A 25,622-nucleotide genomic window follows, 5' to 3' on the forward strand; every position below is an offset into this window, starting at 1 on the left:
TGTCCACTACGTTAGCGGATTTCCCCGGTTACTCATAATCGAGTCGGCGGCTACCGAATTCGGGCATGCCGAATTGATCCCCGCCAGGGTGTCCGTAGGTAGTGGTTGGCCGCTCGGGGGGTGCTGACAGCAGGGCCCCGGTTCAAGCGGCTCGGGCTACGTTAGGGGGCTGCCAGAGCCGAGTCAAGTTGAGCGGCGGCGTGGCGTGTGGGCCCGGTACGGGCTCACCGTCGGGTCGTGGGTGATCCAGTAGCGGTAGGGGTGGTGGGCTCCGCTTCCGCCCACTCCGGTGCGCGGACCGACGCTGACCTGGTCGGCAGGGACCGGGGTGCCCGCCAGGACGGACAGCGGGGAGGTCGGCCCGGCGCAGAGGTCGGTGCCGTCCAAGGAGCGGTCGATGTCCAGGGCGGTGGCGAGGCGGGCCGGGCCTTTGGCCAGTTCCTTGTCGGATCTGGCCGACAATCGACGTTTGCGAGCCAGGTCGGCGCCCACGGTGATCTCCCCCGCGCGCAGCAGCACCCCGCTCGCGTGGCCCTCGGGACCGCAGACCAGGTTGAGGCTGAACCACATGCCGTAGATGAAGTAGACGTACGCGTGTCCGGGCGGCCCGAACATGGACGCGTTCCGGGCGGTGCGGCCGCGGTAGGCGTGCGAGCCGGGGTCCGCCTCGCCCGCGTAGGCCTCGACCTCCGTGATGCGCAGTTCGAGGGGGCCGTCGGGGGTGCGGCGGACCAGGGTGCGGCCGAGGAGGTCCGGGGCCACGTCGAGGACCGGCCGGTCGTAGAAGCTCCGGGGCAGGGGCGTACGGTCGGGGCGCGCGCTCATCCGGTCGAGGGTAGTGGAACCCGCGCGTGTGCAACCGGGGCCTAAGGTTCCGCGTTGGTAGAGGTAGTCAACGAGCCTGAGCTAGGGGAGTAACGAGGATGGGGTTCAAGAAGCTGTTCGCGGCCCTGGGCGCCGGTGGCGCGTCGGTGGACACGATCATCACCGAGCCGAACGTGGTGCCGGGCGGTGTCGTCCAGGGCGTCGTGCGGATCCAGGGCGGGTCCGTGGAGCAGCAGATCGAGGGCCTGAACCTCGGTCTGCAGGCGCGGGTCGAGGTCGAGGGCGGTGACCAGGAGCTCAAGCAGGACATCGTCTTCACCAAGCAGCGGCTCGGCGGGGCGTTCCAGGTGCAGGCCGGCGCGCTGCACGAGGTGCCGTTCAGCCTGGAGATCCCCTGGGAGACCCCGGTGACCCACTTCGCGGGCCACCCCCTGCACGGGATGCACATCGGGGTGAGCACCGAGCTGGAGATCGCGCGGGCGATCGACGCCGGTGACCTGGACCCGATCAACGTGCACCCGCTGCCGGCGCAGCAGGCGATCCTCGACGCGTTCGGGCAGCTGGGCTTCCGCTTCCGCAGCGCGGACATGGAGCGCGGGCACATCCGCGGCACCCGGCAGTCGCTGCCGTTCTACCAGGAGATCGAGTTCCTGCCGCCGCAGCAGTACCGGGGCCTGAACCAGGTCGAGCTGACCTTCATCGCCGACGGCCACGAGATGGACGTCGTGCTGGAGATGGACAAGAAGGCCGGGCTGTTCTCCGAGGGCAGCGACACCTACCGCTGCTTCCAGGTGGGGCTGCAGTCGTTCCAGGGCACCGACTGGGCGGCGTACCTGAACCAGTGGATCGCTTCGGTGGGTTCGCAGCGCAACTGGTTCTGAGCCGTTCTAGGCTCGCGCTCGAAACAGGTTCGCGATCAGGAGGGTCAGCAGTGACCGAACAGCGCAGGGCGCCGCTTCCGCACGATTTCCATCCCGAGGTGCAGGCGTTCACCGTGGTGAGCGACGATCTCGCACCGGGTGCGGACCTGGGCCCGGACCAGGTGTACGCGCAGGGGAACGTCTCGCCGCACCTGCGGTGGGAGGGCTTCCCGGAGGGGACGAAGAGCTTCGCGGTGACGTGCTTCGACCCGGACGCGCCGACGGGCAGCGGGTTCTGGCACTGGGTGCTGTTCGACATCCCGGCTTCGGTCACCGAGCTGCCGGCCGGCGCGGGCAGCGGGAAGTTCGAGGGGCTGCCGGCCGGTGCGGTGCACGTGCGCAACGACTACGGCAGCAAGGACTTCGGCGGGGCGGCGCCGCCGGCCGGTGAGCGGCACCGCTACGTCTTCACGGTCTACGCGGTGGACCAGGAGAAGCTGGGCCCGGGTGACGACGTGTCGCCCGCGGTGGTCGGGTTCAACCTGCGGTTCCACACGCTCGGTCGTGCGCAGCTGATCGGGGAGTACGAGGCTCCGGTTCAGGGCTGACCGTTCGCCTCGTGTTTGCCCGGTCCTGGTCTAAAGGAGACCAGGACCGGGCATTTTTAATGCGTTGTCCCGCGTGGCGCCCGCGTCCAGAGTGGTTGCGGGCCCTGCCGCCAGGGTGGTCGCGGGCCTGCACACGGGAGGTGGGCGAGATGCGGGACACGCTGGTACTGAACGCGAGCTTCGAGCCGCTGTCGACGGTGACGCTGAATCGCGCTGTCGTGCTGGTGCTCCAGGACAAGGCCGTCGTCGAGCAGTCGCATCCCGAACTCCGTGTGCGCGGTGCCAGTGTGGATCTTCCGATGCCGCGGGTGATCCGGTTGTGCCGGTACGTGCGGGTGCCCTTCCGAAGACATGCCGTGTGGTCGCGGCGGGGTGTGCTGGTCCGGGACCAGCACCGGTGCGCGTACTGCGGGAAGCGGGCCACGACGGTGGACCACGTGGTGCCCAAGTCGCACGGCGGTGGGGACACGTGGTTGAACACGGTGGCCTCGTGCGCCGAGGACAACCACCGCAAGGCGGACCGGACCCCGGACGAGGCGGGGATGCCGTTGCTGCGCCAGCCGTTCGTGCCGAGCGCGACGGACGCGATGCTGTTCGGGCTGGGGGCGAGCCAGCGGGAGGCGCTGCCGGACTGGCTGGCTCCGTCGCCGGGGCCGGTCCGGGCGGCGTAGCGCCTCCCCGGCGGCTCAGCGCAGCAGGAGCTGCACGATCGCCACGGTGCCGACCGCCACGATGACCGCGCGCAGCGCGGTCGGCGGGAGGCGGCGGCCTATCTTGGCGCCGATCTGGCCGCCGAGGGTGGAGCCGGCGGCGATGAGGAGGACGGCGGTCCAGTCGAAGTCGGCGACGAAGAGGAAGAAGACGGCCGCGATGCCGTTGACGAGGGCGGCGAGGACGTTCTTGACGGCGTTGACGCGCTGGAGGTCCTCGTCGAGGAACAGGCCCATGAGGCCCACGTAGAGGACGCCCTGGGCGGCGCCGAAGTAGCCGCCGTAGGCGCTGGCGAGGAGCATGCCGGCGTGCAGCACCGGTCCGCCGTCGGGGTGGGTGCTGCCGCCGGCTTCGCGCGTGCGGGCGCGCAGCTTCTTCGCGAGCAGCGGCTGGGTGACGACGAGGACCAGGGCGAGGGCGATCAGGACCGGGACGATCGCGTCGAACGCGTCCGACGGCAGTGTGGTCAGCAGGACGGCGCCGGCCAGGCCGCCGGCGAGGGTGGTGGCGGCGAGCCGCCGGATGCGCCGGCCCTGGCCCCGGAGCTCCTCGCGGTAGCCGAAGGCGCCGCTGAGGGATCCGGGGACGAGCCCCAGGGTGTTGGAGACGTTGGCGGTGACCGGCGGCAGGCCGGTGGCGAGCAGGACCGGGAACGTGATCAGGGTGCCGGAGCCCACGATGGTGTTGATGGTGCCGGCGCCGATGCCGGCCGTGAAGACCGCGAATGCTTCCCAGATGGACAAGGCCATCTCCTTCGGATCAGTGAGTCGCCTCCCCGCCATGAAGGTCGAGGGGCCTCACCGATCATGCAGGAGCGGGCGGCCGGTTCAGTCGATCGGGGGGTTCTCGCGGCGCTCCGAGGCGGGCGGCTCCTGCCGGGGGATGTTCGAACCGCCGCTCGCGGGGCCGAAGTTGCCGATGGCGCCGGAGAGGCCCTTGAGGGCGTCGCCGATCTCGCTGGGCACGATCCAGAGCTTGTTGGCGTCGCCTTCGGCGATCTTCGGGAGCATCTGGAGGTACTGGTACGAGAGCAGCTTCTGGTCCGGGTCGCCGGCGTGGATGGCTTCGAAGACCGTGCGGACGGCCTGGGCCTCGCCCTCGGCGCGCAGGGCGGCGGCCTTGGCCTCGCCCTCGGCGCGCAGGATGGACGACTGCTTCTCGCCCTCGGCGCGCAGGATCTCCGACTGCCGGACACCTTCGGCCTGGAGGATGGCGGCGCGCTTGTCGCGGTCGGCGCGCATCTGCTTCTCCATCGAGTCCTGGATGGAGGTGGGCGGCTCGATGGCCTTGAGCTCGACGCGGTTGACGCGGATGCCCCACTTGCCGGTGGCCTCGTCGAGGACCCCGCGCAGGGCGGCGTTGATCTCCTCGCGGGAGGTGAGGGTCCGTTCGAGGTCCATGCCGCCGATGATGTTGCGCAAGGTGGTGACGGTGAGCTGCTCGATGGCCTGGATGTAGCTGGCCACCTCGTACGTGGCGGCGCGGGCGTCGGTCACCTGGTAGTAGATGACGGTGTCGATGTTGACGACCAGGTTGTCCTGGGTGATCACCGGCTGCGGCGGGAACGGGACGACCTGTTCGCGCAGGTCGATCCGGTTGCGGATGGAGTCGATGAAGGGGACGACGATGTTCAGGCCCGCGTTGAGGGTGCGGGTGTAGCGGCCGAACCGCTCGACGATGGCGGCGCTGGCCTGCGGGATCACCTGGATCGTCTTGACCAGTGCGATGAAGACCAGAACCACCAGAATGATCAGGACGATGATGATCGGTTGCATGAGGTTCCCCGTACCCTTCCGGCTGCTGTTCTGAACTCACCTGTGGCGGCGTCTCGCGGTGCGCGACGCGCGGCTCACATGACGACGGCGGTCGCTCCGTCGATGTCGACGACGTCCACCTGCTGGCCGGGGGCGAAGCTGGTGCCCGCGTCCAGGGCGCGTGCGGACCAGATCTCCCCGGCGAGTTTGATCCGGCCGCCGCTGCCGTCGACGCGTTCGAGGACGACGGCGCTGCGGCCCTTCAACGCCTCGATCCCCGTGCGGTGTTGGGGTCGCTGGTCGCGGTGGCGGTTGGCGATCGGCCGGACCACCGCGATGAGGGCGACCGAGACGATCACGAACACCAGGACCTGGGCCACCACTCCCCCGCCCAGGGCCGCCGTGACCGCGGCCGCGACCGCGCCGACGGCGAACATGCCGAATTCCGGCATGGCGGTCAGGACGAGGGGAATGCCCAGTCCGACCGCGCCGATGAGCCACCACACCCATGCGTCGATGTCCACATGGTCATGGTAGGTCGGGCGGCGCCGGTCCGGACAGGGTGCGCGGAAGGCGCTGCGGGGGTCAGCGCAGGGGCAGGCCGTGGGCGCTCCAGCGGTGGTGCTCGTTGCGCTCGACGACGAGCGGGAGGCCGAAGCAGACGGAGAGGTTGCGGGAGGTGAGTTCGAGGTCGATGGGGCCGGCGGCGACGACCTTGCCCTGACGGATCATCAGGACGTGGGTGAAGCCGGGGGCGATCTCCTCGACGTGGTGGGTGACCATGGCCATGGAGGGGGCGAGGGGGTCGCTGGCGAGGCGGCCGAGGCGGCGGACGAGGTCCTCGCGGCCGCCGAGGTCGAGGCCGGCGGCGGGCTCGTCGAGGAGCAGGAGCTCGGGGTCCGTCATCAGGGCGCGGGCGATCAGGGTGCGCTTGCGCTCGCCCTCGGAGAGGGTGCCGAACTTGCGGTCGAGGAGGTCGTTCATGCCGAGGCGGTCCAGGAAGGCGCGGGCGCGCTGCTCGTCGACCTCCTCGTACTCCTCCTGCCAGGTGGCGGTCATGCCGTAGGCGGCGGTGAGCACGGTCTCCAGGACGGTCTGCCGCTTGGGGAGCTTGTCGGCCATGGCGATGCCGGCCATGCCGATGCGGGGGCGCAGCTCGAAGACGTCCGTGCCGGGCCGGCCGAGGGTCTCGCCGAGGATGGTGGCGGTGCCCTTGGTGGGGAAGAGGTAGCTGGAGGCGACGTTGAGCAGGGTGGTCTTCCCGGCGCCGTTCGGGCCGAGGATGACCCAGCGCTCCCCCTCCTTGACCGACCAGGAGACCTGGTCCACCAGAGCCCGGCCCTCGCGGACCACGGATACGTCCACCAGCTCCAGTACATCGCTCATGAGCGTGTTGTCACCCCTTGCAGTCACGGTTCTCAGTGCGCCTGTGGGCGCAGCCCCAGGCAAACCTACGCCACTGGGCGGGCGGTCCGGGGCCGGGGCCCGGACCCGGCGGGCTGCGTAGGGTGGGGGAATGCTTGTGGAACCACGTTCAGGGCGCTTGGCCGCCTGGGGAAACGCTCTGCTGGCCGGTCTCGTCCCGCCCGACGACGCCGCGCTGTCGATCGTGGGCGAGGACGCGGTGCACCGGGTGGCGGGGCTGCCGGGGGAATCGGGTCCGGTGGGTCTGACGCTGGCGCTGGGCCGGCTGAGGGCCCTGGGGGTGCGGGGGCTGCGGGTCGCGTTGCCGGCGCCGGGCCATCCGCTGGGGCTGAGCGGGCCCCCGGAGTTCAACGCGCGGGCGTTGGAGGCGGAGGAGGCCGTGGTGTGCGTCGGGGCGGCGCTGGGCCTGGTGCCGTCGGTGACGCAGGCCGGGCCGGCCGGGGACGTGCACGTGTCGGTGGAGTGGCGGTGCCTGCCGGTGCGGGAGGCCCCGCCGGCGGACGTGCCGTCGCTCGGCGAGGCCGAGCGGGAGCTGGCGGAGGCGCTGCGGGAGGCGACGACCGTGCTGACGCGGCTGGACGTGGCGGCCTCGGGCCCGGTGGCGGAGGCGGCCCTGGCGGCGTACCGCGCCCGGGCGGAGGCGGGGCGTGAAGCGCTGGCCCCGGGCTACCCGCCGCGTGCGGTCCGGGTGCTGGAGCTGGCCCAGCGGGTGGGCCTGATGATCTCGCTGGCGTACGGGACGGGCCACGGGGGCGCGGTGTCGGCCTCGGAGATGTCGGCCCGCTCGACGGCCCTGCGGCCGGTGGAGCGGGTGGCCCGGCGGGCCCTGGTCGCCGCGTACAACGCCGCGGTGGAGGAGCAGGAGCGCCGCCGGGGCTGAGCCGGGCCTGCCCGGCCCCCCGGCGGCGTCGAGCGGGCGTACGTCGCCGGGGGCCGGGCGCCGGGGAGGCGCCGGGGCCGGGGTGGGGGGAGGAGTACCCGGGCCGCCGGTGCCTGGTCCTGGGGCCGGGCGCCGGGTGGGGCCGGGGGTCAGGCGTTGACGCCGGTGTTGCCCCAGACGCCGTTCAGCAGACCGATCACGGTCGCGGTGTTGCCCACCACGTTCACCGGGACGTGGACCGGGACCTCCACGAGGTTGCCGGAGGCCACACCGGGCGAGTTCAGGGCCTCGCCGGCGGCGTGGGCGCCACCGTGCGCCATGGAGACGCCGGCGCCGGCGGCGACCAGGCCCCCGGCGATCATGGTGACGGCCGCGGCCTTCTTGATGTTCTTCACGTTCGGATTCCTCCAGTGCGTCTGCCGCGGCCAGCCGCCGCGGCACGCCATGGAGAACGGCCGGCCGCCGGTCCGGATACGCCGTGTGGGCTACATGCACCCGACCGTATGAATTTCGACTCCGGCCCGTCTCCCGCGGCCTGGGGACCCTCAGCCCCGCTCCGTCACCCCGTGGCGCACCGCCCACAGCGCCGCCTGGGTGCGGTCGGCGAGGTCCAGCTTCATCAGGATGTTCGAGACGTGGGTCTTGACCGTCTTCTCCGACAGCACCAGGGCCCGGGCGATCTCCCGGTTCGAACGGCCGTCGGCGATCAGGCCGAGGACCTCCCGTTCGCGGTCCGTCAGGGTGCTGCCGCCGCGGCCGGCTCCCCCGTCCTCCTGGGTGAGCAGCGCTCCGGCCACCTCCGGCTGGAGCAGGACGTGCCCGGCGCGGACCGAGCGGATGGCCGCCGCCAGCGCGTCGGGGTCGATGTCCTTGTAGAGGTATCCGGCGGCGCCGGCGCGCAGCGCGGGGACGACCGTGCGCTGTTCCGTGAAGCTGGTGACGATCAGCACCCGGGCGGGGTTGGCCAGCTCCTGGAGCCGGCGCAGGGCGTCCACCCCGTCCATGCCCGGCATCTTGACGTCCATGAGGATCACGTCGGGGCGCAGTTCCTCGGCGAGAGCGACGCCGTGCGCCCCGTCCCCGGCCTCGCCCACCACCTCGATGTCGTCCTGGACCTCCAGGAAGGTGCGCAGGCCCCTGCGGACGACCTGGTGGTCGTCCACGAGCAGGACGCGGATCGGGGTGTCAGCCACCGGGCAACTCCATCTCGATCGTGGTGCCCTCGCCGGGCGCCGAGTCAACGGTGAGCCGGCCGCCCGCGCCGGCGGCCCGGTCCCGCATGGAGACCAGGCCCAGGTGCCGCCCGGCGCGGCGGACGGACTCGGGGTCGAAGCCGCGGCCGTCGTCGCGCACCCGCATCACCACCGGCCCGTCGTGCCGGGTGAGGGTGACGTCGACCCGGCTGGCGCCGGAGTGCCGCAGCGCGTTGTGCAGGGCTTCCTGGGCGACGCGCAGCAGGGCCTCCTCCTGGGCCGCGGGCAGGGCCCGTACGCCGTCGCAGGTGAAGGTGACGCGGGCGGTGTGGGCCCGGTCGAGGACCTGGACCTGGTTGCGCAAGGTGGCGACCAGGCCGTCCTCGTCGAGGGCGGCCGGGCGCAGCTCGACCACGGCGGCGCGCAGCTCGTCGGCGGCCTCGGCCGCCAGGGCCGCCACCTGCTGGAGCTCGTCCTTGGCCCGGTCCGGGTCGCGGGTGACCAGGGCGGCCGCGGCCTGGGCGGTCAGCCGGAGGCTGAACAGCTTCTGCGCGACGGCGTCGTGCAGCTCGTGCGCGAGGCGGGAGCGTTCCTCGGCGATGGTCAGCTCGCGGCTGCGCTCGTAGAGGCGGGCGTTGGTGAGGGCGATGGCCGCGTGCTGGGCGAGGATGCCGAGCAGGTCCTCGTCCTCCTCGGTGAAGCCGCCTCCGCCGTGCTTGTCGGCGAGGAAGAGGGCGCCGAGGACCTCGTCGCCGTCGCGCACGGGCAGGCCCAGGAAGTCGGTCATCTCGGGATGGGCGGCCGGCCAGCCGCCGAAGCGGGGGTCCTTGCGCACGTCGTCGAGCCGCTGGGCCCCGGGCTGGTGGAGCATCGCGGCGAGGATGCCGTGCTGGCGGGGCAGGGGGCCGATGCGGCGCCACTGCTCCTCGCCGATGCCGTCGACCACGAACTGGGCGAAGCCGCCGTGGTCGTCGGGGACGCCGAGGGCGGCGTACTCGGCGTCGAGCAGTTCGCGGGCCGAGGCGACGATCGTCTTGAGGACGTCACGGACCTCCATCTGGCGGTTCATCGCCAGCAGCGCGGTGCTCACCGCGGCCAGCCCGGCACCTGGTCCGTTGCGCATGCGCTCACCGTACCCGCGGCCGTGACCTGCCCGGATCGGGCCGCGGGTGCGGGCCGGCCACCAAAACCCTGACGCATTGCATTGCTTGCGCAACGCTCGGTGAAACTGTTACGTGCCCGATGTGAGCCCGCGCATAGGACGCACATCACTTACGAAGGCGCGTAGTGGTCAGGTAAAGGCGCCATCAGTCCTGGCGGGAGCGGGTCCGACAGTGGAATCGGGCCGTGATCGCGGGCAGCTGATCCACTATCCGGCTTCGTACGTCACACCTTTGCCACAGGATTTTGCCGCCGCTAAGAATGGCTGCCGTCGCACGGCGCCGCGGATCTCGGATCAGCGCGGCGCCTTCCTGCGGCCCTCCCTCTCGTAAAGGTGTGTGCTCATGTCTGCGTCCAGCTCTGCCGGTCATAGCCGTCTGACCAAGGCCCACAAGATGTCGATCGCCGGTGTGTCCGTCCTGGGTGCCGCCGCCCTCGCCTTCTCCCTGGTGCCCGCCGGCACCAGCGAGGCCACGGTCATCGACGCCGCCCCGGTCGCCTGGACCCACGTCATGAACAGCCAGACCAAGTCGGTCGAGCACCTGACCGCGCAGCAGAGCGCCGCCGTCAAGCAGGCCGCCGACGCCGCCGCGAAGGCCAAGGCCGAGGCCGCGGCGAAGAAGGAGCGCGACTCCAAGGAGGCCGCGAGCCGGTCCGCCGTGCGCACCCCCGTCTTCGCGAACAACCTCGACGGCTGGATCAAGGAAGCCCTCTTCATCATGAAGCGCGAGGGCATCCCGGGCACCTACGCGGGCATCCACCGCAACATCATGCGCGAGTCCAGCGGCAACCCGCGGGCGATCAACAACTGGGACATCAACGCCAAGAACGGCGTCCCGTCCAAGGGCCTGCTCCAGGTCATCTACCCGACCTTCAAGGCGTACCACGTCAAGGGCACCAAGTTCGACCAGTACGACCCGGTCGCCAACATCGTCGCCGCCTGCAACTACGCGGCCGACCGCTACGGCTCCATGGACAACGTGAACAGCGCCTACTAGGCCGTCGCGCTCCCCCCATGCCGCAGGGGCGGCACCCGGAGTCCGGGTGCCGCCCCTGCGGTGTCGTCGTACGCGGGGCGCGCCGCGGTGCCCGGCGGCGCGCCCCCCTCGACTACTTGCGCATGACCTCGGGCTCGTGGCGGCGCAGCAGGCGCTGCACGGCGAAGCCGCAGGCGATGCCGAGGACGAGCAGGACGAGGACGTCCAAGGTCCACTGGCCGGCCGTGTGGTCCCACAGCGGGTCGGTGTTCTCCGGGTGCTCCGGGTCCCACGGCGCCATCAGCTTGCCGAGGTTCAGCGTGGTGCCGGCCGCGGCGATGGCCCAGCGGGAGGGCATCAGCCAGGCGAACTGCTCCAGGCCCGGCTTGTCGTAGATCTGGAACAGGATGCCGGTGAAGACGACCTGGACGATCGCGAACATGACCAGCAGCGGCATGGTCTTCTCGGCGGTCTTCACCAGCGAGGAGATGACCAGGCCGAACATCATCGAGGTGAAGCCCAGCGCGATCACCGAGATGCAGATCTCGACGGCCGGCGACATGAACAGGCCCTCGGCGGGCAGCTCGCGCACGCTGAAGCCGATGGCGCAGATGATCACGCCCTGGATGGCCGTGATGAAGCCGAGGACGATCACCTTGGACATCAGGTACGCCGAGCGGGACAGGCCGGTGGCGCGTTCGCGCTCGTAAATGACCCGTTCCTTGATCAGCTCACGGACGGAGTTGGCGGCGCCGGAGAAGCACATGCCGACCGCGAGGATCAGCATGATCGTGCCGGCGGGGCCGTTGAAGCGGTGCGGCGGGGTCGGCGGCGCGAGGCCGAACTTCGCCGGGATGACCGTGGAGACGATGCCGAGGACCGCGGGCAGCATCAGCATCAGGGCCATGAAGCCCTTGTCCGACGCGATGACCGACACGTAGCGGCGGATCAGCGTCCACAGCTGGTCGCCCCAGCCCTGCGCCTTCGTCGGCATCATCTGCTGCGGCGTCGGCATCGCGACCTGCTGCGGGGCGACCGCGTCGAGGTCGGCGGCGTACAGCTGGTAGTGCTGCGAGCCCTTCCAGCGGCCGGCCCAGTCGTAGTCGCGGTAGTTCTCGAAGGCCGAGAACACGTCCGCCCAGGTCTGGTAGCCGAAGAAGTTCAGCGCCTCGTCCGGCGGGCCGAAGTACGCCACCGAACCACCCGGCGCCATGACCAGCAGCTTGTCGCACAGCGACAGCTCGGCCACGGAGTGGGTGACGACCAGGACCGTACGGCCGTCGTCGGCGAGGCCGCGCAGCAGCTGCATGACGTCGCGGTCCATGCCCGGGTCGAGGCCCGAGGTGGGCTCGTCGAGGAAGATCAGCGACGGCTTGGTGAGCAGCTCCAGGGCCACGGACACGCGCTTGCGCTGACCACCGGAGAGTGCGGTGATCTTCTTGTCCTTGTGGATGTCGAGCTTGAGCTCGCGCAGCACCTCGTCGATGCGGGCGGCGCGCTCGGACTCGGCGGTGTCGCCGGGGAAGCGGAGCTTGGCCGCGTACTTCAGGGCCGTCGAGACCTTGAGCTCCTTGTGCAGGATGTCGTCCTGCGGGACCAGGCCGATGCGCTGGCGGAGCTCCGCGAACTGCTTGTACAGGTTGCGGTTGTCGTACAGGACGTCGCCCTGGTTGGCGGGCCGGTAGCCGGTCAGCGCCTTGAGCAGCGTGGACTTTCCGGAGCCGGAGGGGCCGATGACGCCGATGAGCGACTTCTCCGGGACACCGAAGGTGACGTCCTTGAGGATCTGCTTGCCGCCGTCGACCGTCACCGTGAGGTGGCGGGCGGAGAAGGAGACCTCACCGGTGTCGACGAACTCCTCGAGCCGGTCGCCGACGATGCGGAAGGTGGAGTGGCCGACGCCGACGATGTCGTTCGGGCCGAGCAGCGCCGAGCCGGACTTGGCCAGCGGCTGACCGTTGACGTAGGTGCCGTTGTGGCTGCCGAGGTCGTGGATCTCGAACCGGCCGCCCGTCGAGCGGAACTCGGCGTGGTGGCGCGAGACCTGGAGGTCGGAGACGACCAGTTCGTTGTCCAGGGCACGACCGATGCGCATGACGCGGCCCACCGCGATCTGGTGGAACGTCGTCGGGCTGCGGTCGTTGTAGCCCTGGTGCCCGCCGGCCGGCTGGGCGCCGGCGGCGCCCGCGTGCGGCTGCTGGTGCTGCGGCTGCGCCTGCTGCTGCGGGACGAACGGCTGCTGCTGGTGCGGCTGCGCCTGCTGCGGCTGCTGGTACTGCTGCGGCTGCTGGTGCTGCGCCGGAGCCTGCTGGGCACCGGGCCAGGCCTGCTGCGCCTGGTGTCCCTGCGCCTGGTGCGGCTGCTGCGCCTGGTGCGCCTGGTGCGCCACGGCCGGCTGCTGCGCCGCCGCCGCGCTCACGTTGAGCCGCGGGCCGTCGGTGGCGTTGCCCAGGTGCACCGGGGTGCCCGGCGTGAGCTCGGCCTGCTGGACCCGGGCACCGTGCACGTACGTGCCGTTGGTGCTGCCGTGGTCGTCCAGGACCCAACCCCGGCCGTTCCAGGCGATGCTGGCGTGGCGCCAGGACACCCTGGCGTCATCGATGACCATGTCACCCTGGGGGTCCCGCCCCAGCGAGTACGACCTGGACGGATCCAGCGTCCAGGTCCTTCCATTCAGTTCCAGTACGAGTTCCGGCACTCCAGCCCCACTTGTTGTCCCCCGAGAAGCCCCCTGCGTCAGGGAGTCTAGGGATGGCGAACATCCGGGGGAACTATTCCAGGCCCACGGCCACAAGTGGAATTCGGGCCGGGCCCGAAGCTCCGCACCGGCCCCGCGCCCGCCGGTCGGCCGGGGGAAAAACACCCGGAGGGGCCAGAATCGGGACGTCTCGGCCCCCGGCCCCGGGGCACTCCCCCGCGCCCGGGCCGTGGCCGGGCCTGCCGCCGGGGGCGGGCGTCCACGGAGTGGTCCAGGGGGAGCCGTGGCGGGGGCGGGAGGATACGGTGGGGTGCACCATGAGCGCTTCGCAGACCTCCGACGTCCCCACCCTCCTCGTCAAGATCTTCGGCAAGGACCGTCCCGGGATCACCGCCGGGCTGTTCGACACCCTCGCCGCCTACTCGGTCGACGTGGTCGACATCGAGCAGGTGGTCACCCGTGGCCGCATCGTCCTGTGCGCCCTGGTGACCAAGCCCACGACCGGCTCCGAGGGCGAGCTGCGGGCCACCGTCCACAGCTGGGCCGAGTCCCTCAAGCTCCAGGCCGAGATCATCTCCGGTACCGGCGACAACCGGCCGCGCGGCAGCGGACGCTCCCACGTCACCGTGCTGGGCCACCCGCTCACCGCCGAGTCCACGGCCGCCATCGCCGCCCGGATCACCGCGACCGGCGGCAACATCGACCGGATCTTCCGGCTGGCCAAGTATCCGGTGACGGCGGTCGAGTTCGCCGTGTCCGGCACCGAGACCGAGCCGCTGCGCACCTCGCTGGCCCTGGCCGCCTCGCACCTCGGCGTGGACGTGGCCGTGGTGTCGGCGGGTCTGCACCGCCGGGCCCAGCGCCTGGTGGTCATGGACGTGGACTCCACGCTGATCCAGGACGAGGTGATCGAGCTGTTCGCGGCCCACGCGGGCTGCGAGGAGGAGGTCGCCGCGGTCACGGCCCGGGCGATGCGCGGGGAGCTGGACTTCGAGCAGTCGCTGCACGCCCGGGTGGCGCTGCTGGCGGGCCTGGACGCCTCGGTCGTGGACAAGGTCCGCGCGGAGGTGCGGCTGACGCCCGGCGCCCGGACGCTGATCCGTACGCTCAAGCGGCTCGGCTACCAGGTCGGAGTGGTCTCGGGCGGCTTCACGCAGGTCACGGACGACCTCAAGGAGCGGCTGGGGCTGGACTTCGCCTCGGCCAACACCCTGGAGATCGTCGACGGCAAGCTCACCGGCAAGGTGATCGGCGAGGTCGTGGACCGGGCGGGCAAGGCCCGGCTGCTGCGCCGGTTCGCCGCCGAGGCCGGGGTGCCGCTGGCGCAGACGGTCGCGATCGGCGACGGCGCCAACGACCTGGACATGCTGAACGCGGCCGGGCTCGGCGTGGCCTTCAACGCCAAGCCGGTGGTCCGGGAGGCCGCCCACACCGCGGTGAACGTGCCGTTCCTGGACGCGGTGCTGTACCTGCTGGGGATCACCCGCGAAGAGGTCGAGGCCGCGGACCTGGCCTGACCCGGCGGCACGACGGCGTACGCGAACGGGCCCGGCTCGGCAGCCGGGCCCGTCGGGCGCCGCGGGGCGTGCTCACGCGGCGGCGGTCAGCCGTGGTCCTTGGGGGTCCAGTAGTCCACGAGGGTGCCCACGCCGTGCTCCACGGTCTTCCACGAGCCCGTGAACGTGACGACGGCCAGCGCCGCGGTCGGGAAGCCCGAGCGGTTCATCCGGGCCAGGGCGTCGCCCTCGGCGCTGCCCGTGAGGGCGTCGGCCAGGGCGTGCATGCCGGGGTTGTGGCCGATGACGATCAGGTCGCCGACCTCGTCGGAGGTCTCGTTGAGCAGCGCGATGATCTCGCCGAGCGAGGCGTCGTAGAGCCGCTCCTCGTAGACGGTCCGCGGCCGCTGCGGCAGCTCGTGGACGGCGAGCTTCCAGGTCTCGCGGGTCCTGGCCGCGGTGGAGCACAGGGCCAGGTCGAACGCGATGCCGGTGGCGGCCAGCTTCAGCCCGACGGCCGGGGCGTCCTTGCGGCCGCGCTCCGCCAGCGGGCGGTCGTGGTCGGGCACGTCCGGCCAGTCGGCCTTGGCGTGCCGGAGGATGGCGATCCTGCGGGGTGTATCGGCGCTCATGGCCCCCAGCTTCGCACGAAACGGGCCATGGGGCGCAGGGTGTTGAGGGGCTCACCCGCACGGGGCGTCGTGCCGCGGCGGGCGTGCCCCGGCGCACGTCCCGGCGGCCGGGATCAGCCGAGGGCGCGCAGGATCCGGTCGGCGACGTGGGCGAGGGCGGAGCCGTCGTCGGCGGCGGCGTGGGCCTGGCCGGAGCCGGCCAGCAGGAGCAGGAGGAGCACGAAGGCCAGGGTCGGCAGCGCGAGGGCCCACCAGTGCAGGCGGGCGTCCGCGCCGGTCCCGGAACGGGTGACGGGCCGAGGGTGCGTGGGGGCCGACATGACCGCCTCCGTGGGTGTGGGGCCGGGAGTTCCTCTCTCCCGTCGAATCTAGGGATCCGAGGGCAGGCCTCCCATCCGGGGAACACCCCGGGCGACCCTGAACCTGTCCCCCTAGGGGACGGTGGGGCCAGCCCTACCCCTGCGCCCGCGCGGGGGGGGACAGCCCTACCCCGCGCCCCCCGCGGCCGGGGCGTCACGCCGCGTGCCCGCGGCCGGGGCGCGCCCTGCGCTCAGGGGGACGCCAGGGTGGCGACGACGGAGATGATCACGGTGACGACGGCCATGGCCAGCAGGACGAGGCCGAGCTTCTTGTGACCGTTCTGCGGGTTCGGTTCGAGGACGGGCATGCGGTCAGTCTCGCATGCCGCATTCGTCCTCGATCGTGCGGTCCCGGCCCGCGAGGACGCCGAGCGCGATCTGGGGCACCATCAGGGCGGCCATCAGGGTCAGCGGCAGGTCCCAGCCCCCGCTGTGCTGGTAGAGGGCGCCGACGACCAGCGGTCCGGGCAGGGAGATCAGGTAGCCGGTGCTCTGGGCGAAGGCGGAGAGCTTGGCGACGCCGGCCGGGGACTTGGCGCGCAGCCCGATCATGGTGATGGCCAGGGGGAAGGCGCAGTTGGACACGCCGAGCAGCAGGGCCCAGGCCCAGGCGCCGGCGGCCGGGGCGAGGTGGAGGCCGGCGTACCCGGCGAGCCCGAACAGGCCGAGGGTGACGGCGACGGGCCCCTGGTTGCGCAGCCGGCCGGCGACGCCGGGGATGACGAAGGCGAGCGGGACGCCCATGACCATGGTGACGGCGAGCAGCACGCCGGCCGTCCCGGCGGAGACCCCGGCGTCGCGGAAGATCTGCGGGAGCCAGCCCATGGTGACGTACGCGCCGGTGGCCTGGAGTCCGAAGTAGCAGGCCAGGGCCCAGGCGGTACGGCTGCGCACCACGCGCGGGCCGGCGTCGGTGCCGGGGCCCGCGGCGGCGGAGCCGGCGGCCCGGGCCTCGGCGCGGGCCTGCCGGCGGGTCCGGCGGGCCAGCGGCAGCCAGGGCAGGACGGCGGCCAGGGCGAGCCCGGCCCAGATCAGCAGGCCGGTGCGCCAGCTGCCGCCGAGGGCGTCGGTCAGCGGGACGGTCGCGGCGGCGGCCAGCGAGGTGCCGGCGGCCAGGGCCATGGAGTACAGGCCGGTCATGGTGCCGACCCGGCCGGGGAACCAGCGCTTGACGATCACCGGCAGCAGCACGTTGGTCAGGGCGATGCCGGCGAGGGTGAGGGCGCTGGCGGCCAGGAAGCCGGCCGCGTTCGAGGTGAAGGGCCGGATCAGCAGGCCGGCGGAGACGGCGGCCATGCCGGCGCAGACGACCACGGCGGGGCCGAAGCGGCGGGAGAGCCGGGGCGCGGTGATGCCGAAGACGGCGAAGCACAGGGCCGGGACGGAGGTGATCAGTCCGGCGACGGTGCCGCTCATGCCGAGGCCGGTGCGGACCTCCTCGAACAGGGCGCCGAGGCTGGTGATGGCGGGCCGCAGGTTCAGGGCGGCCAGCACGATGCCGACGACGAGGACGGGGCCGAGCCAGGCCGGTTGCGCCGTGCCGGGGGCCTGGGCGGTGGTGCCGGGGCCGGTCGGGGCGGGCTGCGGGGCGCCGGGGCGCCGGGCGGAGGTGGAGGAGGCGTCGGGCCGGTCGAGGGTGGGGAGGAGGTCGTCGGACATGGAGCCATCATAGAATCATGGGATGATTGGTTGTCCACCCGGACGGCCGGCACCCCGTAGGTTGTCCCCACCCGTTAGCACTCCGTTCAGCCGAGAGGGCCCCATGCCGCTGACGTCTCCCCGGCGCTCCGCGCTGGTCGACCAGGTGATCGCCCAGCTCCGTAACCAGATCACCTCGGGCGAGTGGCCGGTCGGCTCCCGCATCCCCACCGAACCCGAGCTGGTCGAGCTGCTGGGCGTGGCCCGCAACACCGTGCGCGAGGCCGTACGGGCGCTGGCGCACAACGGGCTGCTGGACATCCGCCAGGGCTCGGGCACGTACGTGCTGGCCACCAGCGAGCTGGCCGGGGTGATGCACCGGCGGTTCGCCGGGGCCGACCCCCGGCACATCGCGGAGCTCCGCTCGACGCTGGAGTCCTCGGCCGCCCGGCTGGCGGCGCAGCGCCGTACGGAACGGGACATGGCCCAGCTCGACGCGCTGCTCGCGCGGCGCGAGGAGGCGTGGGGGTCCGGGGACGCCGAGCGGTTCGTGGCGGCGGACATGGCGCTGCACATGGCGGTGGTGGCGGCGGCCCACAACGACGTCCTGGGCGAGCTGTACGCCGACCTCGGCGATCTGGTGCGGGACTGGCTGCGGGCCGACGTGGGCACGGAGCTGACCCCGCAGTCCCATCTGGACCACGGGCGGCTGATCGAGGCGATCCGGCGCGGCGACGCGGACACGGCGGCCTCGGAGGCGGCGGGCTACCCGTTCGTGTGCCTGGGCAAGGAGTAGCGGGCGGCAGCCCTCCACGCGGGGCGGGCGGGCCGGTCAGGGCCGTTGGTGGCTGACCCAGGCCGCGCGGACCTCCTTCCAGCACCGGCCGGCGAGCTCCGCGCGCCCGGCGGGGCCCACGGCCACCGGCGCGGCGTCGCTGTCCAGGTCCCACCAGCGGTCGCACTCGACGTGCAGGCGGACCCGGTCGGTCCGGGCGAACCGGTTGTGGCAGTGCGCGGTGACGGTCGAGCCGTCGATGCGGGTGGCGCAGTCCGCGCCGAAAAGGTCCCCGGCCGGGGTGCGGGCGGGCTGTGCGGGTGGTTCGGCGGCGACGTCGGCGACGTCGGCGACGTCCACCAGGGCCGGGGCGACGGTCCCGGGGCCCGGCGCGGGCTCCGCGTCCGGGGTCTGCGCGGTCGCCCAGGGGACCAGGACACCGGTCAGGACGACCGAGGTGACCAGCAGTGATACCGCTCGGCTCCGCCTCGTGCGCACTCCCGTACCTCCTCCCCGCGGTGCGCCGGGAAGATCCCGACCCGGCCAGTTTGCCGGTATGCGCCCGCATTCTCGACTCGGGAAGATCCGGTCGGGCGGCGCGTCGCGGCAACCGCGGGCACCCGGCCGGAAGACGGCGAAGGCCGCGCCTCCCGAGGAGGCGCGGCCTTCGACCGCTGCGGACCGGTGGGGTCAGGCGCCCATCATGTGCACGCCGCCGTCGACGTGCACGATCTCGCCGGTGGTCTTCGGGAACCACTCCGACAGCAGCGCGACGATGGCGCGGCCGGCCGGCTCGGGGTCGGACATGTCCCACTCCAGCGGGGAGCGGTGGTTCCACACCTCGGCCAGGTCGGAGAAGCCCGGGATGGACTTCGCCGCCATGGAGCCGAGCGGGCCGGCGGAGACCAGGTTGCAGCGGATGTTCTCCTTGCCCAGGTCGCGGGCGAGGTAGCGGCTGGTGGCCTCCAGCGCGGCCTTGGCCGGGCCCATCCAGTCGTACTGCGGCCAGGCGAACTGCGCGTCGAAGGTGAGGCCGACGACGGCCGCGCCCTCCGCCGGGAACAGCGGCTTGCAGGCCATGGTCAGCGACTTCAGCGAGAACGCCGAGACGTGCATCGCGGTGGCGACGGACTCGAACGGCGTGTTCAGGAAGTTGCCGCCGAGGGCGTCCTGCGGGGCGAAGCCGATCGAGTGGACGACGCCGTCGAGGCCGCCCAGCTCGTCGCGCACGACCTGCTCCAGGCGGGCGAGGTGCTCGTCGTTGGTGACGTCGAGCTCGATCACCTTGACGGGCTTGGGGAGCTTCTTGGCGATGCGCTCGGTGAGCGTCGGCCGGGGGAACGCGGTGAGGATGATCTCCGCGCCCTGCTCCTGGGCCAGCTTGGCGGCGTGGAAGGCGATGGACGACTCCATCAGCACACCCGTGATCAGGATGCGCTTGCCGTCGAGAATTCCGCTCATGTGATCAGTGACCCATGCCCAATCCGCCGTCAACGGGAATGACGGCTCCGGTGATGTACGAGGCGGCGTCGGAGGCCAGGAAGCTCACGGCTGCGGCGATCTCCTCCGGCTGCGCGTAGCGGCCGAGCGGGACCTGCGCGACGATGCCGGCGCGCTGCTCGTCGGTGAGCACCTTCGTCATGTCGGTGTCCACGAACCCGGGCGCCACGACGTTGAAGGTGATGTTGCGGGAGCCCAGCTCACGGGCGAGCGAGCGGGCGAAGCCCACGAGGCCCGCCTTGGAGGCGGCGTAGTTGGCCTGGCCGGCCGAGCCGAGCAGTCCGACGACGGAGGAGACCAGCACGACACGGCCCTTCTTCGCGCGGAGCATGCCGCGGTTGGCGCGCTTGACCACGCGGAAGGTGCCGGTGAGGTTGGTGTCCAGGACGGAGGTGAAGTCCTCCTCGGACATCCGCATCAGCAGCTGGTCCTTGGTGATGCCGGCGTTCGCCACCAGCACCTCGACGGGACCGTGCTTGTCCTCGATCTCCTTGTAGGCCTGCTCCACCTGCTCGGAGTCGGTGATGTCGCAGCGGACCGCCAGCACCCCGAGCTCGGTGAGGGCCTCCGGCGGCTCACCCGAGCGGTACGTGATCGCGACCTTGTCGCCGGCCTCGGCGAAGGCGCGGGCGATGGCGAGGCCGATGCCCCGGTTTCCTCCGGTGACGAGAACCGAGCGGCTCAACGGATCACCCTTTCGCTAGCGGACTGCTCACAGCTTCTACGTCGCAACCTATCGGCAGTCTCGTCCGGCCACGGGATCGACCCCTGACAGTGGCTGCCGACGCACTCTGTCGGGTCCCTACAGTGCGCCCACCGGCGCGAGCCCGGAATTTCCCGGGAACACGCCCGGCTCCTCATGATTCACTTCAGGGGATGGCCGTCGCAGGTGAGCATCCCGGAGGGAACAACCGTCGTGCCCCATGACATCGATCAGTCATTCCTGGCGCTGCCGCTGCGGGCGCTCGCCGACGCGGCGCTCGCCCGGGCCCGCGCGCTCGGCGCGGACCACGCCGATTTCCGGCTGGAGCGGATCCGCAACGCCTCCTGGCGGCTGCGGGACGCCAAGCCCGCCGGCGGGTCCGACACCACCGACCTCGGGTACGCGGTGCGCGTGGTGCACGGGGGCAGCTGGGGGTTCGCCTCGGGCGTGGACCTCACCATGGACGGGGCGGCCCGGGTCGCCTCGCAGGCCGTGGCGATGGCGCAGCTGTCCGCCAAGGTGATCCAGGCGGCGGGGTCCGACGAGCGCGTGGAGCTCGCCGACGAGCCGGTGCACGCCGACCGGACGTGGGTCTCCGCCTACGACGTGGACCCGTTCTCCGTGCCGGACGAGGACAAGGCGGCGCTGCTGGCCGACTTCAGCGCCCGCATGCTGCGCGCCGAGGGCGTGGCGCACGTGGACGCCTCGCTGCTCGCCGTGCACGAGAACAAGTTCTACGCCGACACCGCCGGCACCACGACCACCCAGCAGCGGGTGCGCGTCCACCCGCAGCTGACCGCGGTCGCCGTGGACGCCAAGACCGGCGAGTTCGACTCCATGCGCACCATCGCCCCGCCGGTCGGGCGCGGCTGGGAGTACCTGACCGGCACGGGCTGGGACTGGGACGCCGAGCTGGAGGAGATCCCCGTCCTGCTCGCCGAGAAGATGCGCGCGCCGAGCGTCGAGGCGGGCCGCTACGACCTGGTCGTGGACCCGTCCAACCTCTGGCTGACGATCCACGAGTCGATCGGCCACGCCACCGAGCTGGACCGGGCGCTCGGCTACGAGGCCGCGTACGCGGGCACCTCGTTCGCCACGTTCGACCAGCTGGGCACGTTGCGGTACGGCTCCTCGATCATGAACGTCACCGGTGACCGGACCGCCGAGCACGGCCTGGCCACGATCGGCTACGACGACGAGGGCGTCGAGGCGCAGAGCTGGGACCTCGTCAAGGACGGCACCCTGGTCGGCTACCAGCTGGACCGGCGGATCGCGAAGCTGACGGGCCTGGGCCGCTCCAACGGCTGCGCCTTCGCCGACTCCCCCGGGCACGTCCCGGTGCAGCGGATGGCCAACGTCTCCCTCCAGCCGGACCCCGGCGGGCTGTCGACCGAGGACCTGATCGGCGGCGTCGAGCGCGGGATCTACGTGGTCGGCGACCGGTCCTGGTCGATCGACATGCAGCGGTACAACTTCCAGTTCACCGGACAGCGCTTCTTCAGGATCGAGAACGGGCGGCTGGCCGGCCAGCTGCGCGACGTGGCCTACCAGGCGACCACGACCGAGTTCTGGGGCTCGATGGAGAAGGTCGGCGGCCCGCAGACGTACGTCCTGGGCGGCGCCTTCAACTGCGGGAAGGCCCAGCCGGGCCAGGTCGCGGCGGTCTCCCACGGCTGCCCGTCCGCGCTGTTCCGTGACGTCAACATCCTGAACACCACCCAGGAGGCCGGCCGATGAGCACGCTTTCGAACGGGCGCACCAAGCCGCACGAGATCGTCGAGCGGGCCCTGGAGCTGTCCACGGCCGACGGCTGCGTCGTGATCGCGGACGAGGAGTCCACCGCCAACCTGCGCTGGGCGCGCAACGCGCTGACCACCAACGGCGTGACCCGCACCCGCACCCTGACCGTGATCGCGACCGTCGACGGCAAGGAGGGCACCGCCTCGGGCGTCGTCTCCCGGGCCGCCGTCACCGCCGAGGACCTGGAGCCGCTGGTCCGGGCCGCCGAGGCGGCCGCGCGCGGGGCGGGCCCCGCCGAGGACGCCCAGCCGCTGGTGACCGGTACCCCGGCGTCCGCCGACTTCACCGAGCCTCCGGCCGAGACCTCCTCGGCGGTCTTCGCCGACTTCGCCCCGGCCCTCGGCGAGGCCTTCGCCCGGGCCCGGGCCGGTGGCCGGGAGCTGTACGGCTTCGCCAACCACGAGCTGGTCAGCACCTACGTCGGCACCTCCACGGGGCTGCGGCTGCGGCACGACCAGCCCAACGGGACCCTGGAGCTCAACGCGAAGTCCCCGGCGGCCGACGGCCGGCTGCGCTCGGCCTGGGCCGGCCGGCCCACCCGGGACTTCAAGGACGTGGACCCGCTGGCGCTGGACGCCGACCTCGCCGTCCGGCTGGGCTGGGCCGAGCGCCGGGTCGAGCTGCCCGCGGGCCGGTACGAGACCCTGCTGCCGCCGACCGCGGTGGCGGACCTGCTGATCTACCAGATGTGGTCGGCGTCGGCCCGGGACGCGGCGGAGGGCCGTACGGTCTTCTCCCGCCCCGGCGGCGGCACCCGGATCGGCGAGAAGCTGTCCGAGCTGCCGCTGACGCTGCGCAGCGACCCGGCGGAGCCGGGCCTGGAGTGCGCCCCGTTCGTGATCGCGCACAGCTCGGGCGACGACGTCTCCGCGTTCGACAACGGCCTGCCGGTCCCGCCGACCGACTGGATCCGCGACGGCGAGCTGCACCGGCTGGCCACCACCCGGCACACGGCCGCCCTGACCGGGCTGCCGCAGGCGCCGGGCTTCGGGAACCTGATCCTGGACGCCGGGGGCGAGAAGTCCCTGGACGAGATGGTCGCGGCGACCGAGCGGGGCCTGCTGCTGACCTGCCTGTGGTACATCCGCGAGGTCGACCCGGCCACGCTGCTGCTGACGGGCCTGACCCGGGACGGCGTCTACCTGGTGGAGGACGGGCAGGTCGTGGGCGAGGTGAACAACTTCCGGTTCAACGAGTCCCCGGTGGACCTGCTGTCGCGGGCGACCGAGGCGGGCCGGACCGAGAAGACGCTGCCGCGCGAGTGGAGCGACTGGTTCACCCGGGCGGCGATGCCGGCGCTGCGCGTCCCGGACTTCAACATGAGCTCGGTCAGCAAGGGCGTCTGACCCCCATAGACTGAAAGCTGCCCATCAAGCATCGAAGGAGTCGAGAGACCGTGACGGACATCGTCGACGAACTGAAGTGGCGCGGGCTCTTCGCCCAGTCCACCGACGAAGAGGCCCTGCGCAAGGCCTTCGCGGACGGTCCCGTCACGTTCTATTGCGGCTTCGACCCGACGGCGGCCTCGCTGCACGTCGGCCACCTGGTCCAGGTGCTGACCGTACGCCGGCTCCAGCAGGCCGGGCACCGGCCGCTGGCGCTGGTCGGCGGGGCCACGGGCCAGATCGGGGACCCGCGGCCGACGGCCGAGCGCACCCTGAACGACCCGGAGACCGTCGCGGCCTGGGTGGCGCGGCTGCGCGCCCAGATCGAGCCGTTCCTGTCCTTCGAGGGCGAGAACGCGGCCGTCATGGTCAACAACCTGGACTGGACGGCGGGCATGTCCGCCATCGAGTTCCTGCGGGACATCGGCAAGCACTTCCGGGTCAACAAGATGCTGACCAAGGACTCGGTCGCGCGCCGGCTGGAGTCGCAGGAGGGCATCAGCTACACCGAGTTCAGCTACCAGCTGCTGCAGGGCATGGACTTCCTGGAGCTGTACCGCCGCTACGGCTGCACGCTCCAGCAGGGCGGCTCCGACCAGTGGGGCAACCTGGTGGCCGGCCTCGACCTGATCCACAAGCTGGAGCCGCACGCGAACGTGCACGCGCTGGCGACGCCGCTGATGGTCAAGGCGGACGGCACCAAGTTCGGCAAGACCGAGGGCGGGGCCGTGTGGCTCGACCCGGAGATGACCACCCCGTACGCGTTCTACCAGTTCTGGCTGAACGTGGACGACCGGGACATCTCCACCTACATGCGGATCCTGTCCTTCAAGAGCCGCGAGGAGCTGGAGGCGCTGGAGGCGCAGACCGCCGAGCGTCCGCAGGCGCGCGCCGCGCAGCGGGCGCTCGCGGAGGAGCTGACCGCGCTGGTGCACGGCCCCGAGCAGGCGGCGGCCGTGATCGCCGCCTCGAAGGCGCTGTTCGGCCAGGGCGAGCTGGCGGAGCTGGACGAGGCCACGCTCGCGGCGGCCCTGTCCGAGCTGCCGCACGCCAAGGTCGCCGCGCCGGCCCCGGTGCCGGACCTGTTCGCCGAGACCGGTCTGGTCGCCAGCAAGTCGGCCGGGCGCCGGACGGTGAAGGAGGGCGGTGCCTACGTGAACAACGTCAAGATCACCGCCGAGGACGCGGTCCCCGCCAAGGAGGACCTGCTGCACGGGCGCTGGCTGGTGCTGCGCCGCGGCAAGAAGAACCTGGCGGCGGTCGAGGTCACCGGCTGACCCGGCCGACCCGACCGGCGAGGAGAACGGCGAAACGGCCAGGGCCCGCGGCCCTGGCCGTTTCCTCATGCCGTGGTGCGCCTCTTGCCGCGGACGGACATGTAGACCATGTCGCCGAGACCCACGACGACGACGGCTCCGATCAGCTGGAGCAGGTGCCGGATCCAGTCGATCCCGCGGGTGTCCGCCACTCCGATCCAGCCCGCGACGGCGTTGCCGAGGATGCCGCCGGCGATGCCGAACAGCGTGGTCAGCCACAGCGGCTGGTGCTGCTTGCCCGGCAGGACGGCCCGGGCCAGGAGGCCGAGCACGAAACCGACGATGATGGCCCACAACCACTGCATGGCGCGCCTCCAAAAGGGCGGGATGTCCGCATGTGCGCTTCAGTTTCGACCCGTACGGCCCAGCGCGCATGTCGGACGGCTCCGTTCGGGGCACACCCCCTCCCTCACCGGTACCGCAGGGGCGGGCGTACCGTGGAGACGTGAAGAAGCGGAACGGATCCGAGGTCTTCCGGATCACCGGGGCCCGCATGGGCCTCTCCGAAGACGTGCGCGGGCGGCAGCGCCGCTATGTCATCTCGATGACGATCAGGACGCTGTCGGTGATCGCGACCGTCCTCCTGTGGAACGTCCAGCGCCCGCTGGCGGTGGTGACCCTGATCGCGGGCGCGCTGCTGCCCTACATCGCCGTGGTCATCGCCAACGCGGGGCGCGAATCGGCCCCCTCCCTGCCGTCGCATTTCGTCCCCTCACCTGTGCGTCCGGCTCTGGAAACGGCAAACCTCAAGAAAAGCTCAGATCAATCATGAAGTTCCGGTGCACCGCACCGGCTCCTGCGTGACATACTGCCTACGCGCTCCGCATCCCCCGTCGGAGCGACGGACCGACGCCGGGCAGCTCCCCCCGTGGCTGCTCGGCGTCGTCATGTCCGGGACCTCCTCGGCGCCTCCCCGTCCTACCGGA

28 protein-coding genes are annotated in these 25,622 nt (G+C 72.0%); 11 read left to right on the forward strand and 17 right to left on the reverse strand.

The genetic code is table 11. The annotated features are described in order from the left end of the window. Window positions 1–183: 183 nt before the first annotated feature. On the reverse strand, window positions 184–825 hold the full coding sequence (locus tag LG632_RS17550) for a DNA-3-methyladenine glycosylase (RefSeq protein WP_226728265.1): 642 nt from the start codon (window positions 823–825) through the stop codon (window positions 184–186). A 98-nt stretch (window positions 826–923) separates the two neighbouring features. On the opposite strand from LG632_RS17550, the gene LG632_RS17555 reads away from it, so the two are divergent. From LG632_RS17555 to LG632_RS17565, 3 genes are all read left to right on the forward strand, one after another. Then, the gene (locus LG632_RS17555; RefSeq protein ID WP_226728266.1) at window positions 924–1,706 is read left to right on the forward strand and encodes a sporulation protein; all 783 of its coding nucleotides are present in this window, start codon (window positions 924–926) and stop codon (window positions 1,704–1,706) included. A 50-nt stretch (window positions 1,707–1,756) separates the two neighbouring features. Then, window positions 1,757–2,293 (forward strand): YbhB/YbcL family Raf kinase inhibitor-like protein, encoded by a 537-nt coding sequence (locus LG632_RS17560; protein WP_226728267.1) that lies wholly within the window; start codon window positions 1,757–1,759, stop codon window positions 2,291–2,293. A 149-nt stretch (window positions 2,294–2,442) separates the two neighbouring features. Next, complete coding sequence (locus LG632_RS17565) at window positions 2,443–2,964, forward strand: HNH endonuclease (protein WP_226728268.1); 522 nt, start codon at window positions 2,443–2,445, stop codon at window positions 2,962–2,964. Between the two features lie 15 nt (window positions 2,965–2,979). Here the strand turns inward: LG632_RS17565 and LG632_RS17570 are convergent, their stop codons facing one another. From LG632_RS17570 to LG632_RS17585, 4 genes are all read right to left on the reverse strand, one after another. Further along, window positions 2,980–3,747 (reverse strand): sulfite exporter TauE/SafE family protein, encoded by a 768-nt coding sequence (locus LG632_RS17570; RefSeq protein WP_226728269.1) that lies wholly within the window; start codon window positions 3,745–3,747, stop codon window positions 2,980–2,982. Window positions 3,748–3,831: 84 nt separating this feature from the next. Further along, window positions 3,832–4,779 (reverse strand): SPFH domain-containing protein, encoded by a 948-nt coding sequence (locus tag LG632_RS17575; RefSeq protein ID WP_226728270.1) that lies wholly within the window; start codon window positions 4,777–4,779, stop codon window positions 3,832–3,834. Between the two features lie 74 nt (window positions 4,780–4,853). Continuing rightward, window positions 4,854–5,282 carry an NfeD family protein gene (locus LG632_RS17580; RefSeq protein WP_226728271.1) on the reverse strand — a complete coding sequence of 143 codons (429 nt, stop codon included), beginning with the start codon at window positions 5,280–5,282 and terminating at the stop codon, window positions 4,854–4,856. A gap of 61 nt (window positions 5,283–5,343) precedes the next feature. Then, window positions 5,344–6,144, reverse strand: coding sequence for an ABC transporter ATP-binding protein (locus LG632_RS17585; RefSeq protein WP_226728272.1), 801 nt, complete (start codon window positions 6,142–6,144; stop codon window positions 5,344–5,346). 130 nt (window positions 6,145–6,274) lie between these two features. Between LG632_RS17585 and LG632_RS17590 the strand changes: the two genes are divergently transcribed. After that, window positions 6,275–7,063 (forward strand): Rv1486c family protein, encoded by a 789-nt coding sequence (locus tag LG632_RS17590; protein WP_226728273.1) that lies wholly within the window; start codon window positions 6,275–6,277, stop codon window positions 7,061–7,063. 149 nt (window positions 7,064–7,212) lie between these two features. On the opposite strand, the gene LG632_RS17595 is transcribed toward LG632_RS17590, so the two are convergent. The 3 genes from LG632_RS17595 to LG632_RS17605 all read right to left on the reverse strand — a co-directional run bounded on the left by LG632_RS17595 (window position 7,213) and on the right by LG632_RS17605 (window position 9,379). Beyond that, window positions 7,213–7,458, reverse strand: coding sequence for a chaplin (locus LG632_RS17595; RefSeq protein WP_226728274.1), 246 nt, complete (start codon window positions 7,456–7,458; stop codon window positions 7,213–7,215). A 150-nt stretch (window positions 7,459–7,608) separates the two neighbouring features. Beyond that, window positions 7,609–8,256 (reverse strand): response regulator, encoded by a 648-nt coding sequence (locus LG632_RS17600; RefSeq protein ID WP_226728275.1) that lies wholly within the window; start codon window positions 8,254–8,256, stop codon window positions 7,609–7,611. After that, entirely contained in the window at window positions 8,249–9,379 is a 1,131-nt protein-coding gene (locus LG632_RS17605) for a GAF domain-containing sensor histidine kinase (RefSeq protein ID WP_226728276.1), read from the reverse strand. Before LG632_RS17605 ends, LG632_RS17600 begins: the two co-directional genes overlap by 8 nt. A gap of 382 nt (window positions 9,380–9,761) precedes the next feature. Here LG632_RS17605 and LG632_RS17610 point away from each other — a divergent pair, with 382 nt between their 5' ends. After that, complete coding sequence (locus LG632_RS17610) at window positions 9,762–10,415, forward strand: transglycosylase SLT domain-containing protein (RefSeq protein WP_226728277.1); 654 nt, start codon at window positions 9,762–9,764, stop codon at window positions 10,413–10,415. 112 nt (window positions 10,416–10,527) lie between these two features. Here LG632_RS17610 and LG632_RS17615 read toward each other — a convergent pair whose 3' ends face one another. After that, window positions 10,528–13,092 carry an ABC transporter ATP-binding protein/permease gene (locus LG632_RS17615; RefSeq protein WP_445271391.1) on the reverse strand — a complete coding sequence of 855 codons (2,565 nt, stop codon included), beginning with the start codon at window positions 13,090–13,092 and terminating at the stop codon, window positions 10,528–10,530. Window positions 13,093–13,409: 317 nt separating this feature from the next. Here LG632_RS17615 and serB point away from each other — a divergent pair, with 317 nt between their 5' ends. Further along, a complete protein-coding gene (gene serB / locus LG632_RS17620) occupies window positions 13,410–14,609 on the forward strand; it encodes a phosphoserine phosphatase SerB (protein WP_226728278.1) in 1,200 nt (399 codons plus the stop codon). A gap of 86 nt (window positions 14,610–14,695) precedes the next feature. Here the strand turns inward: serB and LG632_RS17625 are convergent, their stop codons facing one another. The 4 genes from LG632_RS17625 to LG632_RS17635 all read right to left on the reverse strand — a co-directional run bounded on the left by LG632_RS17625 (window position 14,696) and on the right by LG632_RS17635 (window position 17,238). Then, window positions 14,696–15,220 carry a SixA phosphatase family protein gene (locus LG632_RS17625; RefSeq protein ID WP_226728279.1) on the reverse strand — a complete coding sequence of 175 codons (525 nt, stop codon included), beginning with the start codon at window positions 15,218–15,220 and terminating at the stop codon, window positions 14,696–14,698. 113 nt (window positions 15,221–15,333) lie between these two features. After that, window positions 15,334–15,540 (reverse strand): hypothetical protein, encoded by a 207-nt coding sequence (locus LG632_RS17630; protein WP_226728280.1) that lies wholly within the window; start codon window positions 15,538–15,540, stop codon window positions 15,334–15,336. Between the two features lie 230 nt (window positions 15,541–15,770). Then, window positions 15,771–15,887, reverse strand: coding sequence for an SGM_5486 family transporter-associated protein (locus LG632_RS30285; RefSeq protein ID WP_264201935.1), 117 nt, complete (start codon window positions 15,885–15,887; stop codon window positions 15,771–15,773). A gap of 4 nt (window positions 15,888–15,891) precedes the next feature. Further along, entirely contained in the window at window positions 15,892–17,238 is a 1,347-nt protein-coding gene (locus LG632_RS17635; protein ID WP_226728281.1) for a CynX/NimT family MFS transporter, read from the reverse strand. Window positions 17,239–17,341: 103 nt separating this feature from the next. Here LG632_RS17635 and LG632_RS17640 point away from each other — a divergent pair, with 103 nt between their 5' ends. Further along, complete coding sequence (locus LG632_RS17640) at window positions 17,342–18,013, forward strand: FadR/GntR family transcriptional regulator (protein WP_226728282.1); 672 nt, start codon at window positions 17,342–17,344, stop codon at window positions 18,011–18,013. Between the two features lie 36 nt (window positions 18,014–18,049). Here LG632_RS17640 and LG632_RS17645 read toward each other — a convergent pair whose 3' ends face one another. From LG632_RS17645 to fabG, 3 genes are all read right to left on the reverse strand, one after another. Next, complete coding sequence (locus tag LG632_RS17645; protein WP_226728283.1) at window positions 18,050–18,490, reverse strand: hypothetical protein; 441 nt, start codon at window positions 18,488–18,490, stop codon at window positions 18,050–18,052. A gap of 192 nt (window positions 18,491–18,682) precedes the next feature. Continuing rightward, window positions 18,683–19,453, reverse strand: coding sequence for an enoyl-ACP reductase FabI (fabI, locus tag LG632_RS17650; protein ID WP_226728284.1), 771 nt, complete (start codon window positions 19,451–19,453; stop codon window positions 18,683–18,685). 4 nt (window positions 19,454–19,457) lie between these two features. Then, window positions 19,458–20,177: a 3-oxoacyl-[acyl-carrier-protein] reductase gene (gene fabG / locus LG632_RS17655; protein WP_226728285.1), complete on the reverse strand. Its 720-nt coding sequence runs from the start codon at window positions 20,175–20,177 to the stop codon at window positions 19,458–19,460. Window positions 20,178–20,408: 231 nt separating this feature from the next. Here fabG and LG632_RS17660 point away from each other — a divergent pair, with 231 nt between their 5' ends. Genes LG632_RS17660 through tyrS form a run of 3 tightly spaced genes read left to right on the forward strand, consistent with a single transcriptional unit; the run spans window position 20,409 to window position 24,657 of the window. Next, window positions 20,409–21,932, forward strand: coding sequence for a TldD/PmbA family protein (locus LG632_RS17660; RefSeq protein WP_226728286.1), 1,524 nt, complete (start codon window positions 20,409–20,411; stop codon window positions 21,930–21,932). Next, window positions 21,929–23,341 carry a metallopeptidase TldD-related protein gene (locus tag LG632_RS17665; protein WP_226728287.1) on the forward strand — a complete coding sequence of 471 codons (1,413 nt, stop codon included), beginning with the start codon at window positions 21,929–21,931 and terminating at the stop codon, window positions 23,339–23,341. The genes LG632_RS17660 and LG632_RS17665 overlap by 4 nt, the downstream gene beginning before the upstream one ends. A gap of 50 nt (window positions 23,342–23,391) precedes the next feature. After that, complete coding sequence (gene tyrS, locus LG632_RS17670) at window positions 23,392–24,657, forward strand: tyrosine--tRNA ligase (RefSeq protein ID WP_226728288.1); 1,266 nt, start codon at window positions 23,392–23,394, stop codon at window positions 24,655–24,657. Between the two features lie 65 nt (window positions 24,658–24,722). Here tyrS and LG632_RS17675 read toward each other — a convergent pair whose 3' ends face one another. Further along, window positions 24,723–25,001 (reverse strand): GlsB/YeaQ/YmgE family stress response membrane protein, encoded by a 279-nt coding sequence (locus tag LG632_RS17675; RefSeq protein ID WP_226728289.1) that lies wholly within the window; start codon window positions 24,999–25,001, stop codon window positions 24,723–24,725. 140 nt (window positions 25,002–25,141) lie between these two features. Here LG632_RS17675 and LG632_RS17680 point away from each other — a divergent pair, with 140 nt between their 5' ends. Continuing rightward, the gene (locus tag LG632_RS17680) at window positions 25,142–25,468 is read left to right on the forward strand and encodes a DUF3099 domain-containing protein (protein ID WP_226728290.1); all 327 of its coding nucleotides are present in this window, start codon (window positions 25,142–25,144) and stop codon (window positions 25,466–25,468) included. Window positions 25,469–25,622 lie beyond the last annotated feature (154 nt).

The sequence above is a fragment of the Streptomyces antimicrobicus genome, from assembly GCF_020532625.1.
Classification (GTDB): Bacteria; Actinomycetota; Actinomycetes; order Streptomycetales; family Streptomycetaceae; genus Streptomyces; species Streptomyces antimicrobicus.